The organism is Nocardioides marinquilinus, from assembly GCF_039543705.1.
Classification (GTDB): Bacteria; Actinomycetota; Actinomycetes; order Propionibacteriales; family Nocardioidaceae; genus Nocardioides; species Nocardioides marinquilinus.
In genome coordinates this window covers 611193-626253 of the sequence record NZ_BAABKG010000002.1, presented here as the reverse complement: position 1 = coordinate 626253, position 15061 = coordinate 611193, and the positions used below count along the sequence as shown (strand labels likewise).

Below are 15061 nucleotides of genomic sequence, written 5' to 3'. Positions count from 1 at the left end.
TACCGGACGCCATGAGCAACGAGCACCGGCACGACAGCGAGTCGACCGATCCGGGCGGAAGACGAGGCGAGTTCCTCTCGGCCCGGATCATGGTGACGGCAGTGCTGGTGCTGCTGGTGGTCGTCGGTGGCACCTTCGTGGTCATCGGCCTGCTGGTCTAGGGGCGGCCGCATGACGCCGCCGGAGGAGCCCGAGCCGCACGACCGCGGGGCCGGATCGGCGGTCGAGGCGCGGGTGCAAGCCTCCCAGGCGGAGCGTCGGCGTGCCGTCGAGCAGCCGTGGACGGCGCCCAGCCCGGTGCGCCTCGCCGCGATCGTGCTGCTGCTCGCGGGCGCCTACCTCGTCGTCTCGCAGGGCGCCGCCTACACCGACGGCGCCGAGGGCGACGTCGGCGGTCAGCGGGCGGCGGGGGCCGGCATCCTCGTGCTGCTCGGCGCGATCCGGGTGCTGGTCGCCGGGCACTCGCGGCTCGGCTCGGGGCTCGCCTGGCTCGGCGGCGCCGCGATGCTCCTCGCCGGGATCGCCGCCCCGCACGACACGTCGCTGTCGCAGTGGTCTGAGCTGGGGGCCGGCGCGCTCGTGGTGCTGGCCGCCTCGGTCACGCTCGCGCCGGCGCGGCGTCCGGACGAGTGACGTCGCGGCCGTGGCCGCTGGCGAGCTGGTCGACGACCAGCCCGAAGACCGGACGTGCGGCCCGCGCCACCGGCACGATCGCCCGCCGCGCAGGCGCCGGCCGGGTGGCGGCGACCAGCCCCGCGGTGAGCCACCGGTAGCGCCGCGTGAGCCGCGGCCACTCCCGCTCGTAGCGCGCGACGTCGCCGGCCGCGACCGCGTCGACGGCCGCGCGCGCCTGCGCCAGGCCGAGCGCGACGCCCTCGCCGGTGAGCGCGTCGACGTACCCCGCGGCGTCGCCGACCAGCAGCACGCGGCCGGCGGTGCGGGCACGCGTGCGCTGCCGCAGCGGCCCCGCCCCGCGCACGTCGCCGTCCGGCTCGGCCCCGGCGAGCCGCTCGCGCAGGGCCGGGAAGGCGGCGAGGTGCTCGTCGTAGCCGGCCCGCTGCGAGGTGAGGACGGCGACGCCGACGAGGTCGTCGGCTACCGGCGTCACGTAAGCCTCGGCCGCCGCGCCCCAGTGCACCTCGACGTACGACGTCCAGGGCGCGAGCCGGTAGTGGCGGCGCAGGCCGTGGCGGCGTCGTGCGCGCGGTGCGCGCTCGAGGCCGAGGGCGCGGCGCAGCGGCGAGTGCAGGCCGTCGGCGGCCACGAGGTGGCCGGCGCGCTCGCCGTCGACGGTGACGCCGGCGTCGTCCTGGCGCACCTCGCGGGCGGTGCGGTGCTCGACCGTCACCCCGGCCTCGCGCACCGCGTGGGCCAGGGCGTCGTGCAGCGCGGTGCGCCGGACGCCGCGGCCCGGCCCGGCGCCGAAGTCGGCGGTGGCGGCGCGCCCACCGCCCACGTAGCGGATGCCGCGCAGCGCGTGACCGGGCGGGTCGACGTCCAGCTCGGCCAGCAGCGCCAGCGCGCCGGGCATCAGTCCCTCGCCGCACGCCTTGTCGACCGGATCGCTGCGCGGCTCCCACACCCGCACGCTCAGCCCGGCGCGGACGGCGTGCAGCGCGGTGGCGAGCCCGGCGGGCCCGCCGCCGGCGACGAGCAGGTCGACGCTCACGCCGGCACCCCGCCGGCGACCGCGACGTCGAGCGAGCGCTGCTCGGTGCGGATGCGTACGGTGAGCAGCGCGGCGTTGAGCACGGTGAAGACGACCGCGGTGATCCACGCGCCGCCGACCAGCGGCAGCGCGACGCCCTCGACGACCACGGCGACGTAGTTCGGGTGGCGCAGGAACCGGTAGGGACCACCGTCGACCAGCGGCAGGCCCGGCACCACGATCACGCGGGTGTTCCAACGGCGTCCGAGCGTGGTGATGCACCACCAGCGCAGGGCCTGGCTGCCCACGGCCAGCACGAGCATCGCGACGGCGAGCGCGAGCGGCACGTCGGGACGCCGCACCCACACCTCCACGAGCGCGCCGGCCAGGAAGCCGGTGTGCAGCACGACCATGACCGGGTAGTGACCGCGACCGGTCTCGACGCCGCCACGCTCGAAGGCCCAGGCGGCGTTGCGCTTGCTGACCACCAGCTCGGCCAGCCGCTCGAGGCCGACGGCCAGCACCAGCACCGTGAACAGCACCTCACCGCTCACGCGGCCGCCTCCACCTCTCCCGCGGCCGGCGCGCGCAGCAGCACCAGCTCGGAGCAGAACCCCGGACCCATCGCGAGCATCAGCCCGTAGGTGCCCGGCGGCGGACCGGCGGCGAGCGTGTCGGCCATGACGTGCAGCACCGAGGCCGACGACAGGTTGCCCACCGCGCTCAGGGAGTCCCACGTGACCTGCAGCGCCGCGCGCTCGACGCCGAGCGCGTCCTGCAGCGCCTCGAGCACCTTCGGGCCGCCGGGGTGGGCGACGAACCAGGCGAGGTCGGCGCGGGTGAGGTCGTGCCGGGCCAGGAACCGGTCGACGTCGTCGCCGACGTAGTGGCGCACCAGGTCGGGCACGTTGGCGTCGAGCACGATCTTGAGGCCGCCGGCGCCGACGTCCCAGCCCATCGTGCGCTCGGAGTCGGGGTAGAGGTGGCTGACGGCGGCCAGCACCTCCGGCTGCGCGACACCGGGCTGCAGCAGGGCGGGCGCGCGCGCCGAGCCCGCCGCCACGACGGCGGCGGCGCCGTCGCCGAACAGCCCGCTGGCCACCAGGTTGGGCACCGAGGCGTCGTCGCGCTGCAGCGTGAGCGAGCACAGCTCGACCGAGAGCAGCACCGCCACGGCGTCGGGGTGGCCCACCAGGTAGTCGTGCAGGCGGGCGACGCCGGCCGCGCCGGCCACGCAGCCGAGCCCTACGATCGGCACGCGGACGACGTCCGGGCGCAGGCCGATCATCGCGGCCACGCGGGCGTCGATCGAGGGCACCGCGAGGCCGGTGACGGTGGCGCTGACGATCAGGTCGACGTCGGACGGCGTCAGCCCGGCCGCGTCGAGCGCGTCGAGCACCGCCTGCGCGCCCAGCTGCACCCCGGCGGCGATGAAGGCGTCGTTGGACTTGCCGAAGTCGCTGAGGTCGGCGTAGTCGGGCAGGGGCAGTGCGGTGTGGCGGGTGGCCACGCCGGCGTTGCGGTGGAAGCGCTCGACCACGCGGCGGTCGACGCTGCCGCGCAGCATCGAGGAGGCGAAGGCCTCGGTGATCTCGGACTGGGGGTAGCGGTGCTCGGGCAGCGTGCCCCGCACGCTCAGGATGCGCATGTCGTCGGGCTCCGTCGTCTCGGGGTTGCGTGCGTTCGGGGTGCACCGCGCAGGTCGGCCACCAGGCCGCCGGCCAGCTGGGTGGCCAGTCCGCCGGCCACGCGGGCGGTGATCCGGCCGTGGGCCAGGCCGAGCTCGACGAGGTCGTCGAAGAGCCGCTGGTCGCGGACGGCGGCGCGCAGCCCGGCGTCGAGCACGCGGCCCGAGCGCGAGAGCGCCGCAGCCGCGGCGATGTGGCGCAGGTGGCGCGGCAGGGCGGGTCCGGGGGTGCGGGCGTAGCGGCGTCCGGCGCTGGCGGGCTCTCCGGCGCGGACGGCGTGCGCGGCGGCCCGGCCGGCGGCGATGCCGGTGGCGACGGCGTCGTAGATGCCCTCGCCGGTCATCGGGTTCACCAGCCCGGCCGCGTCGCCGGCCAGCAGCACCCGGCCCGGCGTCGGCCGCCACCGCGGACGCGAGAGCGGCAGGTGGTGGCCGAGCCAGTCGGTGCCGCCCTCGGCGCTGCCGGGCAGCAGCTCGTCGAGCCGCTCGCGCAGGCGCTGCTTGCTGGTGGGGGGCCGGTCGCCGCCGGGCAGCAGCTCGCCGTAGCCCACGTTGGCGAGGCCGTCGCCGCGGTCGAACGACCAGGCGTAGGCGGGCTGGGCGTGGCCGCCGAAGACGATCACCTGCGCGCCCTCGGTGCCGGGGACGACGGGCGCGTAGCCGCGCAGGGCGAGCGCCATCGGCCCGGGTGCCAGCCCGAGCGCGCGCCGCACCACCGAGTGCGCGCCGTCGGCGCCGACGGCGACCGCGGCGGTGAGCTCGTCACCGTCGGCGGTGGTGACGACGGCGCGGGTGGCCCCGGCGCTCACGCCCTTGACGCGGGCCCGCTGCAGCCGGGCGCCGGCGGCCTGTGCGGCCTCCACCAGCCGGGCGTCGAGCACGCGGCGCGGCACCACCCAGGTCGGGCGCACCATGGCCCGGTCGACGGCGAGGCCGTCACGGCTCAGGCGCAGCCGCGCGACCGGCGTCCAGTCGTCGAGCAGGCCGGTGACGCCCACCTCGCCGAGCGCGTCGAGCACGTGGGGCGCGACGCCGTCGCCGCAGGACTTGTCGCGCGGGAAGTCGGCGCGGTCGAGCAGCAGCACCCGCAGCGTCGGGTCGACGGCGAGGGCGCCGAGGGCGGTGGCGCTGCCCGCCGGGCCGGCGCCGACGACGACCAGGTCGTGGTGCGTCTCGCCGCTCACGAGCCCGCCACCAGCAGCACGACGTCGAGGACGGCGAGGCCCACCGCCGCCCGGAACGGCACCCGGCCGCGGCCGACCGCGGCCACCACGAGCAGCGCCGCGGCCACGACGAGCACGCCGACCACCCACGCCGGCGGCGCACCGGCCGGACCCAGCGCGGCGGCGGCCGAGCCGGCGGCCAACAGCGCGACGGCGAGCAACCGCGAGCCCCGCTCCCCCAGCCGGTGCGGCAGGCCGCGGACGCCGGAGCGCAGGTCGTCGTCGAGGTCGGGCAGCGCGTTGACGAGGTGGGCGCCGACGCCGAGCGCGGCGCCGGCGGCGAGCAGCCACCACGCCGGCCAGCGCGCCGGGTCGGCGGCCAGGCTCGCGACCGCCGGCAGCGACCCGAACGCGACCGCGTAGGGCGCCCACGACCAGGCGGTCGCCTTGAGCCCGAGGTTGTAGAGGTGGCCCATCGCCACCACGAGCAGCAGGTGCACGGCGGCGCTGCGCCAGCCGCAGGCCAGCGAGAGCGCCACGCAGGCCAGCCCGGCCACGGCCAGGCAGCGGACGACGAACCGCGGGTCGAGCCCGCCGGCGGCCAGTGGCTTGTCGCGGCGTCCGGTGGCGCGGTCGCGCTCGACGTCGAGCAGGTCGTTGCCCCAGCCGATGGTCAGCTGGCCGCAGCCGACGGCCGCGACGACCAGCGCCACGCGCACCGCGCCGGCGTCGGCCGCGACGGCGAGCAGCCCGGCCACCAGGGTGACCGCGACGGCAGGGCCGGGGTGGCAGGCCGCGGCGAGCGCGCCGAGCCGACCGCCCGCCCGCGCGGGCCCGCGCACCACCGACGTCGTCATCGCCGTCACCACCTCCCCGGCCCCATCGTCCGGCCCGACGCAACCCGTGCCATCACCCGCACGAGAACCCGGCCCGATCGTCGCCGTGGTGCCGACGAGCCGGGCGCCGACGCCTCAGGGCCGTTCCCGCCGCGTGATCGGGCCCCGGCGCAGCCGCTCGGAGAGCTGCCGGGCCACCGAGCGGGGACGCAGCACCGGCGACGGACCCGACGCGGAGTCGCGCAGGCCGGCGACCAGCTCGGCCAGCGTCGCCTCCGCGGTGTGCACCGGCGTCCAGCCCAGCTCGACGCGTGCCCGCGTGGTGTCGAGCAGCGGCACCTGCATCGCCAGGTCGACCCAGCCGGGGTCGAGCGGCTGCAGCCGGGCGTGCCAGGTCGCCCACGCCGCGGCGCGCAGGGCCCGGCCCGGCACGTGGACGGCGCGGGCGCCGAGGGCCGCGGCGAGGTCGTGGGAGCCGAGCGGCGGCTCGGCCATCAGGTTGAACGCGCCGCCCGGCGTCCGGTCGAGCGCGAGGGCCACCGCGGCGGCGACGTCGTCGGCGTGCACCGCGGGGATCGCCAGCCGCCGGTCGAGCGGCACGAACGGCAGCCTGGTCAGCGCCGCGCCGGGCACCAGCGCGGGGACGCCGTAGCGCAGCAGGGCGCTGGCCGCGGCGCGGTGGCCGAGGATGCCGGGCCGCAGCCGCGTCACCCGGGGCGCCCCGGCGCCGTCCGCCTCGTGCCGATCGAGCAGCCGCTCGGCCGCCGACTTGTGCCGGCTGTAGGGCGACCCGGGGATGCCCGTGGTCGGGTAGGACTCCTCGACCGGGACGTCGTCGCGCTTGGGCGCGTAGGCGCCCACCGACGACAGGTGCACCAGGTGCGGCACGCCCGCGGCCGACGCCGCCGCGAGCACCCGGCGGGTGCCGCCGACCCCGAGCTCCTCGAGGTAGTCGGGGCGGCGGGAGGGCTGGAACCCCCACGCGAGGTGGACGACGGCGTCCGCGCCGCGCATCGCCCCGCGCAGCGCCGGGGCGCACGCGTCGCGGCTGAGGTCGGCCGGCACCCACGTGACGAGCTCGGCGAGGTCACCCGCGGACGGCGTCCGGCGGGCGATGCCGACGACCTCGTGGTCGGCGTCCAGCAGGCGCGTGACCAGCGCCGTGCCGAGGTTGCCGGTCGCGCCGGTGACGACGACCCGCATCAGGCGGCGTCCACCCGGGGCGGGGGCCCTGCGCCGGGCTCGGGGTCCGTGGGGCGGGTCATGGGCCCCGGTACCCGTCGAGGGGGCTCACGACCCCCGGCGGCGCGAGACGGCCTGGAAGGCGGGACCGACGGCGCGGTCCCACACGACGGGGGCGAGGCGGAACGCGGCGACGAGGCCGTGGTTGGTCCACGACGTCTGCACCGAGGCCTGCAGGCGGCCGCGCAGCGAGCCGATCTGGTCGTAGATGACCCGGGCGGCCCGCTCGGGGCTGATGCTCGGCGGGGGCGGGCTGTTGACCCCGCCCGCGGCGTCGAGCGCGTTGTCGTAGATCGGGGTGTCGACGCTGCCGGGGGCCACGTGCACGATGCGGACGCCGGGCAGGTCGACGTTCTCGATGCGCAGCTGCCGCGCCAGGGCCAGCACGCCCCACTTGCTCACGACGTACGGCGTCATCTCGGGCACCGCGATGTGGCCGAGCAGCGAGCCCACCAGCACCAGGGCGCCCCGGCGCTGCCGGCGCAGCACCGGCACCACGTGTCGGGCGACCGACGCGGCACCGAGCAGGTTGGTCGAGACCACCTGGGCGAAGTCCTCCGCCGTCGTGTCCTCGGTGCGGCCGTAGCTGACCACGCCGGCGCAGTGCAGCACGGCGTCGATGACGCCGTACTCGTCGCACGCCTGGCCGATCGCCTTCTCGACCGCGACGTCGTCGGCGACGTCGCACGGCAGCACCAGCGTGGACGGCGCACCGCGCTCCTCGCACTCGGCCGCGACCTCCTGCAGCTTCTCCTCGCGCCGCGCGAGCAGCGCGACGTCGTGACCCTCCTCGGCGGCCAGCAGCGCGGTCGCGCGGCCGATCCCCGAGGACGCCCCGGTGACGACGATGATCACCCGGCGTTCCTCCCTTCGGTGGGAGTCCGCCCGGGGGCGGCCTCCGTAGGTTGACGGACATGAGCATCAGCAAGGGCGACACGGTCACCTGGAACACGCCGCAGGGGACGACCACCGGCACCGCGAAGGAGAAGAAGACCAAGCCGTTCCAGCACGACAAGCAGAAGTTCGACGCGAGCAGCGACGAGCCCTACTGGATCGTGGAGTCGGAGAAGTCGGGGTCGACGGCGGCCCACAAGGAGTCCTCGCTGACGAAGAAGGGCTGAGGCGTGCGCGTCGTCGCGGTCGTCGGCGGGACGTCGGGCATCGGGCTCGCCGTGGCCCGCATGCTCAGCGAGGACGGCGTCGCGCTCGGCCTGGTCGCGCGTGACGCCGGCCGCCTGGCCGACGTCGCGGCCCGGCTGCCCGGACCCGTCACCACCGCGGTCGCGGACGTCGTCGACGGCCCGGCCGTGCAGGCCGCGCTCGACCACGTCGTGGCCACCCACGGCCGGCTGGACGCCGTCGTCACCACCGCGCAGGCGATGGCCTACGGCCGCGTCGAGGACGTGCCGCCGGAGGTGCTCGGCCACGCGGCCGACGTCGCCATCGACGGCACCGCCAACCTGGCTCGCTCGGCGCTGCCCCACCTGCGGGCGTCCGGCGGCGGGTCGCTGGTGGTGGTCAGCTCGCTGCTGGCCGAGATCTCGGTGCCCGCGATGGGCTCCTACTGCGCCTCCAAGTGGGGCCAGCTGGGCCTGGTGCGCGCGCTGCAGGTCGAGACGCAGCGCGAGCGCGGCATCCACGTCAGCCTCGTGCTGCCCGGCGCCATCGACACCCCGATCTACCACCTGGCGGGCTCCTACGCGGGCTCCGCCGGCTCGGCTCCGCCCCCGGTCGTCTCGCCGGACGCCGTCGCGCGGGCCTGCGTGCGCTGCCTCGACCGGCCGCGACGCATGGTGCACGTGGGACCGGTCAACCGGCTCGCGGTCACCGGCTTCCGGTTCCTGCCGGCGGTCTACGACCGGGTGGCCGGGCCGATGGTCGACCGCATCGTGCTGCGCGGGCCCGCGATGGCCGACGGCCCCGGCAACGTGCTCGAGCCCGACCCGGCGGGCGAGGGGCTGCGCGGCGGCTGGACGCTGACCGGTCGGCTCCGTCGTCCGGGTGACCGCCGGGCGCGCTGGCGTCGGCGCTGAGGGCGCGGACGGCGCAGCGAGGAGCATGACTCGACGCTAGGCAGGCCGACGGCGCGAGCCGACCACCCCTGCGCGTTACCGCAGCGGGTGAGCGGCCGGCGCCGCCGGGCCGGTCAGGCGGGGGCGGCGGCGCGCAGCTTCTCGAGCAGCGGGCCGGCGGCCTCGTCGAGGAAGCGCTGCTGGCCCTCGTCGCCGACCTGCACCAGGGCGAGGTCGGTGAAGCCGGCCTCCCAGAACTCCGAGCAGGCCTCGACGACGGCGTCCAGGTCGGGGCCGCACGGGATGTTCTCCGCGACGTCGTCCTCGGTGACGAACTGGGTGGCGCCGGCGAACCCGGCGGGCGTGGGCAGGTCGGCATTGACGGCCCAGCCGCCGGCGAACCAGCGGAACTGCTCGTGCGCGGTGCGCCGGGCCTCGGCGGCGTCGGGTCCCCAGCAGATCGGGATCTGGCCGATGGCGCGCGCGCCGCCCTCACCGATGCGCGGGGCGCCGTCGGTGCCGTTCCAGGTCTCGATGGCCGAGCCGTCGGGCTCGACGGCGACGAGGTGGTCCGACAGCGGCGCGAACCGGCCGATGGAGCGCTCGCCCGAGACCGCGAGGGCGAGGTCGACGCCCTGGTCGGGGACGTCCCAGATGCGGGCGGAGTCGACCTGGAAGTGCTCGCCCCGGTGGTCGACGAGGTCACCGGTGTGCAGCCTGCGGATCACCTCGATGGCCTCCTCCAGCATCGACTGCCGCTCGGCCAGGCTCGGCCAGCGCTGGCCGACGACGTGCTCGTTGAGGCTCTCGCCCGAACCAAGGCCCAGGGTGAAGCGGCCCTCGGCGAGGATCTGCAGCGTCGCGGACTGCTGCGCCACGACGGCCGGGTGGTAGCGGATCGTCGGGCAGGTCACGTAGGTCATCAGGTCGACCCGGCTGGTGGCGTGCGCGACGGCACCGAGCGTCGTCCAGGCGTTCGGGGCGTGGCCCTGCTCGGTCAGCCAGGGCGAGAAGTGGTCGCTGGAGACCTCGAAGTCGAAGCCGGCGTCCTCGGCCTGCTGGGCGTAGCGCACCAGCTCGCGCGGGCCGGACTGCTCGGTCATGAGGGTGTAGCCGAAGCGCATGGGGGCTCCTTGGTCGAGGGCGCGGGAGATGGTCTGAGGCTCCACCGCCCGGGGGGCCGGGCGGAGGAGCCTCAGGCTGGGGACGGTGACCGAGAACGCACGCGCCAGTGCCACCGATGCGACGAACGTAGCCACGGGCTCGGAGCGACTCGTTCACCCTCAGGGTTGATTGGGACCACCTCGACGGACGGAACCTGGTTGGATCGCGCCATGCAGGAGCGTGCACCGGTGCGCATCGCCGTTCTCAACGACTATGACATCGTCGTGGCCGGGGTCGCGGCCGTGCTGCGCCCGTTCTCCGACCGCGTCGAGGTCGTCGACCTCGCCGCCGGCGGGGCCGAGCGCATCCGCCTCGACGAGGCCGAGCTCGACCTGGTGCTCTACGACACGTTCGGCAAGAGCCAGGGCGGCGCGCTGAACATCGCCGGGATGACGAGCAAGCGCATCCGCGTCGTCGTCTTCAGCTGGAACACCGACCCGGCCCTCGTCGCCGCCAGCCTCGAGGCCGGCGCCGCGGGCTACGTCTCCAAGAGCGCCACCGCAGACGAGCTGGTCTCGGCCATCGAGCGCATCGCGACCGGCCAGCGCGTCGTCCCCGACGGCACCGACGGCCGCGACGGCTTCGACGGCTTCAACGCCTTCGGCCGCTGGCCCGGCGACGAGCACGGCCTCAGCCCCCGCGAGGCCGAGGTGCTCGCCCTGATCTGCCAGGGCCTCAGCAACGAGGAGATCGGCCAGCGCGCCTTCATCGGCGTCAACACCGTCAAGACCCACATCCGCACGCTCTACCGCAAGATCAACGTCTCCAGCCGCACCCAGGCCGTCGTCTGGGGCCACGCCCACGGCTTCCAGCCCGAGAAGGACTGAGCCTAACGAAGGGCTCGCACGCCGACGCCGGTGGTTGAGCAGCGAGCAGCCCAACCCGACCTCACGTGCCCTGAGCTTGTCGAGGGCCCCCCGCCGGTGGTTGAGCAGCGAGCCCCAGCGAGCGTCGTCGAAACCACCGGCCGTCACGCAGACGTTCGCGCACGACGTCCCTTCGACGAGCTCAGGGTCCGTCGGGGTGCGTTCGCACGAGCACTGCGCAGGCCTTCACGATGGTCGAGGTGCGAGGAGCCCCGGCGACGAGCCTCGAGACCACCGGCCCGTCGAGGCCAACCTGCCTACACGGACCCTGAGCTCGTCGAAGGGCTCGGACGCCGCAACCGGTGGTTGAGCAGCGAGCCCCAGCGAGCGTCGTCGAAACCACCGGCCCCCCACGCAGACGTCCGCGCGCGACGTCCCTTCGACGAGCTCAGGATCCGTCGGGGTGCGTACGGGCGAGCATCGCGCAGGCCTTCACGATGGTCGAGGTGCGAGGAGCCCTGGCGACGAGCCTCGAGACCACCGGCCCGCCAAGGCCAGCCCGACCCCACGGACCCTGAGCCTGTCGAAGGGCACCCCAGCGATCTCCACAGGCCATCGAACACCTCAGCGGTTGTCAGTGGTCAGCGATAGAATCGGCCTATGCCGACCACCACCCAGACCCCCCGCCTCAGCAGCGACCCGCTGTTCGACGCGGTCGAGTCCGTGGTGGCCGAGCAGGGCCGGGTGGACGTCGCCAAGCTCCGCGCCGTGCTCGCGTGGGCGGCCGGTCACGTGGTGGACGACCCGGACTACGTCGCCGACGCCCTCGCCGATCCGGGCCTCGAGGTCGCCGGCCCCGGCGCACCGGTCGTCCACGAATGGGCCGCGCTCGACCTCGCTGCCGTCATGGGCGTCTCCACCGACTCCGGGCTGCGCTACCTCGGTCACGCCCTCGAGCTGCGGCACCGACTCCCGCGCTTGTTCGCTCGGGTCATTGGTGGCGAGGTTCCGGTCTGGCGGGCGTTCCGGGTCGCCGAGCACACCGTGATCCTCAGCAAAGTCGGCGCCGCGTTCGTCGACCAGGCGTTGGCGCCGTTCGCCCATGACCTGTCGCTGGCCCAGATCGAACGGACGACGGCCGCCGCGATCGCCCGGTTCGACCCCGCCGAAGCCGAACGTCGCCGGGTCGAAGCAGCCGAACGCCGGGGTGTCGACATCCGGTTGAACGGGCTCGACGTCCCGATCAACGGCACCGTCGAGATCGCCGCCACGGTGGACGTCGCCGACGCGGTCGACCTCGAAGCCGCCGTCCGGGCCGGCGCCCAGAAGCTCGCCGACCTCGGCTCGACCGAGACCCTCGACGTCCGCCGCTCGCAAGCGCTCGGCGAGATGGCCCGCGCCCAGCTCGCCCTCGACCTCGACCTCGAGCCCGGCGCCGGTCGTGGGGTCACGCTCTACGCACACCTCGACGGCAGCGACGTCGCAACCCTCGACAACACCCAGACACCCGTGCTCATCGAGCAGATCCGCGAGTGGTGTGCGGCAGCCGGCACCAAGGTCACTATGCGACCGGTCGTCGACCTGAACGTCGAGAAGTCCAGCGACGCCTACCGCCCCAGCCCGACCGTCGCCGAGCACGTGCTGCTCCGCGACCGCCACTGCGTCTTCCCACGCTGCACCCGACGACGCGTCGACCTCGACCACATCCACCCGTACGAGTCCGGGGGCCCGACCTCGACGTCCAACCTCGCGCCGTTGTGCCGACGGCACCACCGCGCCAAGACGTTCAGCCGCTGGCGCTACGAGCCCATCGAGCCCGGTCTCTACGAGTGGACCAGCCCCACCGGTCGCGTCTTCACCGTCGACCGACGCCGACGACCCTGACCGCCCCACACCCCGCCCCGGCGGGGCTATCGGCATGCGTTAGGGCCCTTCGACAAGCTCAGGGTCCGTGTGGGCGCGTTCACGTTGACCGTTGCGCGGTCTCGACGACGGCCTCGCGCAGACGCTCGGCTGCCGGTGGTTGAGCAGCGAGGCCCAGCGAGCGTCGTCGAAACCACCGGCCCTCCACGCGGAGGTTCGCTCGGGGCGCCCTTCGACGAGCTCAGGGTCCGTACGGGCGCGTTCGCGTTGACCTTCCGGGGTCTCAACGACGGCCTCGCGCAGACGCTCGGCCTGCTCGACCACCGGTGTCCTTCACCAGGGCGGGGTCTCGAGGCTCGGCCGTGGCCGGCCTCGCACCTCGACCACCGCCAGGCCGACTCCGGTGGTCGAGCAGCGAGCCCTTGGCGAGCGTCGTCGAAACCACCGGCCCACCACGCAGACGTTCGCCCACGACGTCCCTTCGACAAGCTCAGGGTCCGTACGGGCGCGTTCGCGTGAACCGTGCGAGGTCTCGAGGCTCGGCCGTGGCCGGCCTCGCAACTCGACCACCGTCAGGCCGACTCCGGTGGTTGAGCAGCGAGCCCTCGGCGAGCGTCGTCGAAACCACCGGCCTGCCTGCCACGCAGACGTTCATGGGGTCGAGGCGGGGGCCGAGCGCCGGGCACGTGAGGACGGCCACCCCGTGACGGGGTGCGCGGAATCGGCGTCCGGCGTCCGCCCCCATACGCTGGATCATCGTGCCCACCGCCACCCGCTCCGACGTGCGCAACGTCGCGATCGTCGCCCACGTCGACCACGGCAAGACCACGCTGGTCGACGCGATGCTCCGCCAGGCCGGCGCCTTCACCGCCCACCAGGCCGAGAGCGTCGCCGAGCGGGTCATGGACTCCGGCGACCTCGAGCGGGAGAAGGGCATCACGATCCTGGCCAAGAACACCGCGGTGCACTACGAGCGCGGTGACGAGCCGATCACCATCAACATCATCGACACCCCCGGCCACGCCGACTTCGGCGGCGAGGTCGAGCGCGGCCTGTCGATGGTCGACGGCATCGTGCTGCTCGTCGACGCCAGCGAGGGCCCGCTCCCCCAGACCCGGTTCGTGCTGCGCAAGGCGCTGAACGCCGACATGCCCGTCGTCCTCGTGGTCAACAAGACCGACCGCTCCGACGCGCGCATCGGCGAGGTCGTCGATGAGACCTACGAGCTGTTCCTCGACCTGCTCGACGAGTCCCACAGCCAGGACGCCCTCGACTTCCCGGTCGTCTACGCCTCGGCGAAGGCCGGACGCGCGTCGACCGAGCAGCCCGGCGACGGCGACGTCCCCGAGTCGCCCGACCTCGAGCCGCTGTTCAAGACCATCCTCGAGACCATCCCGGCGCCGACCTACGACGACGACGCGCCGCTGCAGGCGCACGTCACCAACCTCGACGCCTCCCCGTTCCTCGGCCGCCTCGCGCTGCTGCGGGTCCGCCAGGGCGAGCTGCGCAAGGGCCAGACCGTGGCCTGGATGCGGCGCGACGGCGAGGTCAAGAACGTCCGCGTCACCGAGCTGCTCGTCACCGAGGGCCTCGAGCGCAAGCCCGGCACCCTCGCCCGACCCGGCGACATCGTCGCGGTCGCCGGCATCCCCGAGATCACCATCGGCGAGACCCTCGCCGACCCCGAGAACCCGGTGGCGCTGCCGCTCATCCACGTCGACGAGCCGGCCATCTCGATGACGATCGGCACCAACACCTCGCCGCTCGCCGGCCGGGTCAAGGGCTCGAAGGTCACCGCCCGTCTGGTCAAGGACCGCCTCGACTCCGAGCTCGTCGGCAACGTCTCGCTGCGCGTGCTGACCACCGAGCGCCCCGACGCCTGGGAGGTGCAGGGCCGCGGCGAGCTGGCCCTCGCCATCCTCGTCGAGCAGATGCGCCGCGAGGGCTACGAGCTCACCGTCGGCAAGCCGCAGGTCGTCACCCGCGAGATCGACGGCAAGGTGCACGAGCCCGTCGAGCGCCTCACCATCGACGCGCCCGAGGAGTTCCTGGGCACCGTCACCGAGCTGCTGGCCGCGCGCAAGGGCCGCATGGAGCAGCTGGTCAACCACGGCACCGGCTGGGTGCGCATGGAGTTCCTCGTGCCCGCCCGCGGCCTGATCGGGTTCCGCACGCAGTTCCTCACCGAGACCCGCGGCACCGGCATCGCCCACCACGTCTTCGAGCGCTACGAGCCGTGGGCCGGCGAGATCCGCTCGCGCGCCTCGGGCTCGCTCGTCGCCGACCGCGCGGGTGCCGCGACGGCGTACGCGATGACCTCGCTGCAGGAGCGCGGCGTGATGTTCGTCGAGCCCACCACCGAGGTCTACGAGGGCATGATCGTCGGCGAGAACTCCCGCGCCGACGACATGGACGTCAACATCACCAAGGAGAAGCAGCAGACCAACATCCGGTCCGCCACCTCCGACAACTTCGAGAAGCTCATCCCGCCGCGCCGGCTCTCCCTCGAGCAGTGCCTGGAGTTCTGCCGCGAGGACGAGTGCGTCGAGGTGACGCCCGAGACGGTGCGCATCCGCAAGGTCTCGCTCGACGCCCACGACCGCGCCAAGGCCGCCGCCCGCGCCCGTCGCGGCAGCTAGG

The 15061-nt window shown here is 74.9% G+C and carries 15 protein-coding genes; 7 read left to right on the top strand and 8 right to left on the bottom strand.

Annotated elements, in window-relative coordinates; all coding sequences use genetic code 11:
- The first annotated feature begins 11 nt into the window (after positions 1-11).
- Both ABEA04_RS09020 and ABEA04_RS09015 read left to right on the top strand, forming a co-directional pair.
- Positions 12-161 (top strand): hypothetical protein, encoded by a 150-nt coding sequence (locus ABEA04_RS09020; protein ID WP_345457219.1) that lies wholly within the window; start codon positions 12-14, stop codon positions 159-161.
- A 10-nt stretch (positions 162-171) separates the two neighbouring features.
- Positions 172-633 carry a hypothetical protein gene (locus ABEA04_RS09015; protein ID WP_345457217.1) on the top strand — a complete coding sequence of 154 codons (462 nt, stop codon included), beginning with the start codon at positions 172-174 and terminating at the stop codon, positions 631-633.
- Here ABEA04_RS09015 and ABEA04_RS09010 read toward each other — a convergent pair.
- The 7 genes from ABEA04_RS09010 to ABEA04_RS08980 all read right to left on the bottom strand — a co-directional run bounded on the left by ABEA04_RS09010 (position 599) and on the right by ABEA04_RS08980 (position 7431).
- Positions 599-1669, bottom strand: a complete 1071-nt coding sequence (locus tag ABEA04_RS09010) for an NAD(P)/FAD-dependent oxidoreductase (protein ID WP_345457214.1) — start codon at positions 1667-1669, stop codon at positions 599-601. The genes ABEA04_RS09015 and ABEA04_RS09010 overlap by 35 nt on opposite strands.
- The gene (locus ABEA04_RS09005; RefSeq protein ID WP_345457211.1) at positions 1666-2202 is read right to left on the bottom strand and encodes an isoprenylcysteine carboxyl methyltransferase family protein; all 537 of its coding nucleotides are present in this window, start codon (positions 2200-2202) and stop codon (positions 1666-1668) included. Before ABEA04_RS09005 ends, ABEA04_RS09010 begins: the two co-directional genes overlap by 4 nt.
- On the bottom strand, positions 2199-3296 hold the full coding sequence (locus ABEA04_RS09000) for a type III polyketide synthase (RefSeq protein ID WP_345457208.1): 1098 nt from the start codon (positions 3294-3296) through the stop codon (positions 2199-2201). Before ABEA04_RS09000 ends, ABEA04_RS09005 begins: the two co-directional genes overlap by 4 nt.
- Positions 3284-4519: an NAD(P)/FAD-dependent oxidoreductase gene (locus ABEA04_RS08995; RefSeq protein WP_345457205.1), complete on the bottom strand. Its 1236-nt coding sequence runs from the start codon at positions 4517-4519 to the stop codon at positions 3284-3286. Before ABEA04_RS08995 ends, ABEA04_RS09000 begins: the two co-directional genes overlap by 13 nt.
- Positions 4516-5355 carry a UbiA family prenyltransferase gene (locus tag ABEA04_RS08990; RefSeq protein ID WP_345457202.1) on the bottom strand — a complete coding sequence of 280 codons (840 nt, stop codon included), beginning with the start codon at positions 5353-5355 and terminating at the stop codon, positions 4516-4518. Before ABEA04_RS08990 ends, ABEA04_RS08995 begins: the two co-directional genes overlap by 4 nt.
- A gap of 114 nt (positions 5356-5469) precedes the next feature.
- Entirely contained in the window at positions 5470-6537 is a 1068-nt protein-coding gene (locus ABEA04_RS08985; RefSeq protein WP_345457199.1) for an NAD-dependent epimerase/dehydratase family protein, read from the bottom strand.
- An 87-nt stretch (positions 6538-6624) separates the two neighbouring features.
- Positions 6625-7431: an SDR family NAD(P)-dependent oxidoreductase gene (locus tag ABEA04_RS08980; protein ID WP_345457197.1), complete on the bottom strand. Its 807-nt coding sequence runs from the start codon at positions 7429-7431 to the stop codon at positions 6625-6627.
- A 59-nt stretch (positions 7432-7490) separates the two neighbouring features.
- On the opposite strand from ABEA04_RS08980, the gene ABEA04_RS08975 reads away from it, so the two are divergent.
- Positions 7491-7697, top strand: coding sequence for a hypervirulence associated TUDOR domain-containing protein (locus ABEA04_RS08975; RefSeq protein WP_345457195.1), 207 nt, complete (start codon positions 7491-7493; stop codon positions 7695-7697).
- A gap of 3 nt (positions 7698-7700) precedes the next feature.
- Positions 7701-8609 (top strand): SDR family NAD(P)-dependent oxidoreductase, encoded by a 909-nt coding sequence (locus tag ABEA04_RS08970; RefSeq protein ID WP_345457194.1) that lies wholly within the window; start codon positions 7701-7703, stop codon positions 8607-8609.
- Between the two features lie 113 nt (positions 8610-8722).
- Here the strand turns inward: ABEA04_RS08970 and ABEA04_RS08965 are convergent, their stop codons facing one another.
- Positions 8723-9712, bottom strand: coding sequence for a TIGR03557 family F420-dependent LLM class oxidoreductase (locus ABEA04_RS08965; RefSeq protein WP_345457191.1), 990 nt, complete (start codon positions 9710-9712; stop codon positions 8723-8725).
- Positions 9713-9922: 210 nt separating this feature from the next.
- Between ABEA04_RS08965 and ABEA04_RS08960 the strand changes: the two genes are divergently transcribed.
- From ABEA04_RS08960 to typA, 3 genes are all read left to right on the top strand, one after another.
- Positions 9923-10579 carry a LuxR C-terminal-related transcriptional regulator gene (locus ABEA04_RS08960; RefSeq protein ID WP_345457188.1) on the top strand — a complete coding sequence of 219 codons (657 nt, stop codon included), beginning with the start codon at positions 9923-9925 and terminating at the stop codon, positions 10577-10579.
- A gap of 639 nt (positions 10580-11218) precedes the next feature.
- Entirely contained in the window at positions 11219-12442 is a 1224-nt protein-coding gene (locus tag ABEA04_RS08955) for an HNH endonuclease signature motif containing protein (RefSeq protein WP_345457186.1), read from the top strand.
- A 737-nt stretch (positions 12443-13179) separates the two neighbouring features.
- A complete protein-coding gene (gene typA / locus ABEA04_RS08950) occupies positions 13180-15060 on the top strand; it encodes a translational GTPase TypA (protein ID WP_345457183.1) in 1881 nt (626 codons plus the stop codon).
- Position 15061 lies beyond the last annotated feature (1 nt).

Bases quoted from the DNA above. Each gene is read 5' to 3' on its own strand.
- ABEA04_RS09020 (WP_345457219.1), top strand. From the start codon at position 12: ATGAGCAACGAGCACCGGCACGACAGCGAGTCGACCGATCCGGGCGGA.
- ABEA04_RS09015 (WP_345457217.1), top strand. From the start codon at position 172: ATGACGCCGCCGGAGGAGCCCGAGCCGCACGACCGCGGGGCCGGATCG.
- ABEA04_RS09000 (WP_345457208.1), bottom strand. From the start codon at position 3,296: ATGCGCATCCTGAGCGTGCGGGGCACGCTGCCCGAGCACCGCTACCCC.
- ABEA04_RS08990 (WP_345457202.1), bottom strand. From the start codon at position 5,355: ATGACGACGTCGGTGGTGCGCGGGCCCGCGCGGGCGGGCGGTCGGCTC.
- ABEA04_RS08985 (WP_345457199.1), bottom strand. From the start codon at position 6,537: ATGCGGGTCGTCGTCACCGGCGCGACCGGCAACCTCGGCACGGCGCTG.
- ABEA04_RS08975 (WP_345457195.1), top strand. From the start codon at position 7,491: ATGAGCATCAGCAAGGGCGACACGGTCACCTGGAACACGCCGCAGGGG.
- ABEA04_RS08965 (WP_345457191.1), bottom strand. From the start codon at position 9,712: ATGCGCTTCGGCTACACCCTCATGACCGAGCAGTCCGGCCCGCGCGAG.
- ABEA04_RS08960 (WP_345457188.1), top strand. From the start codon at position 9,923: ATGCAGGAGCGTGCACCGGTGCGCATCGCCGTTCTCAACGACTATGAC.
- ABEA04_RS08955 (WP_345457186.1), top strand. From the start codon at position 11,219: ATGCCGACCACCACCCAGACCCCCCGCCTCAGCAGCGACCCGCTGTTC.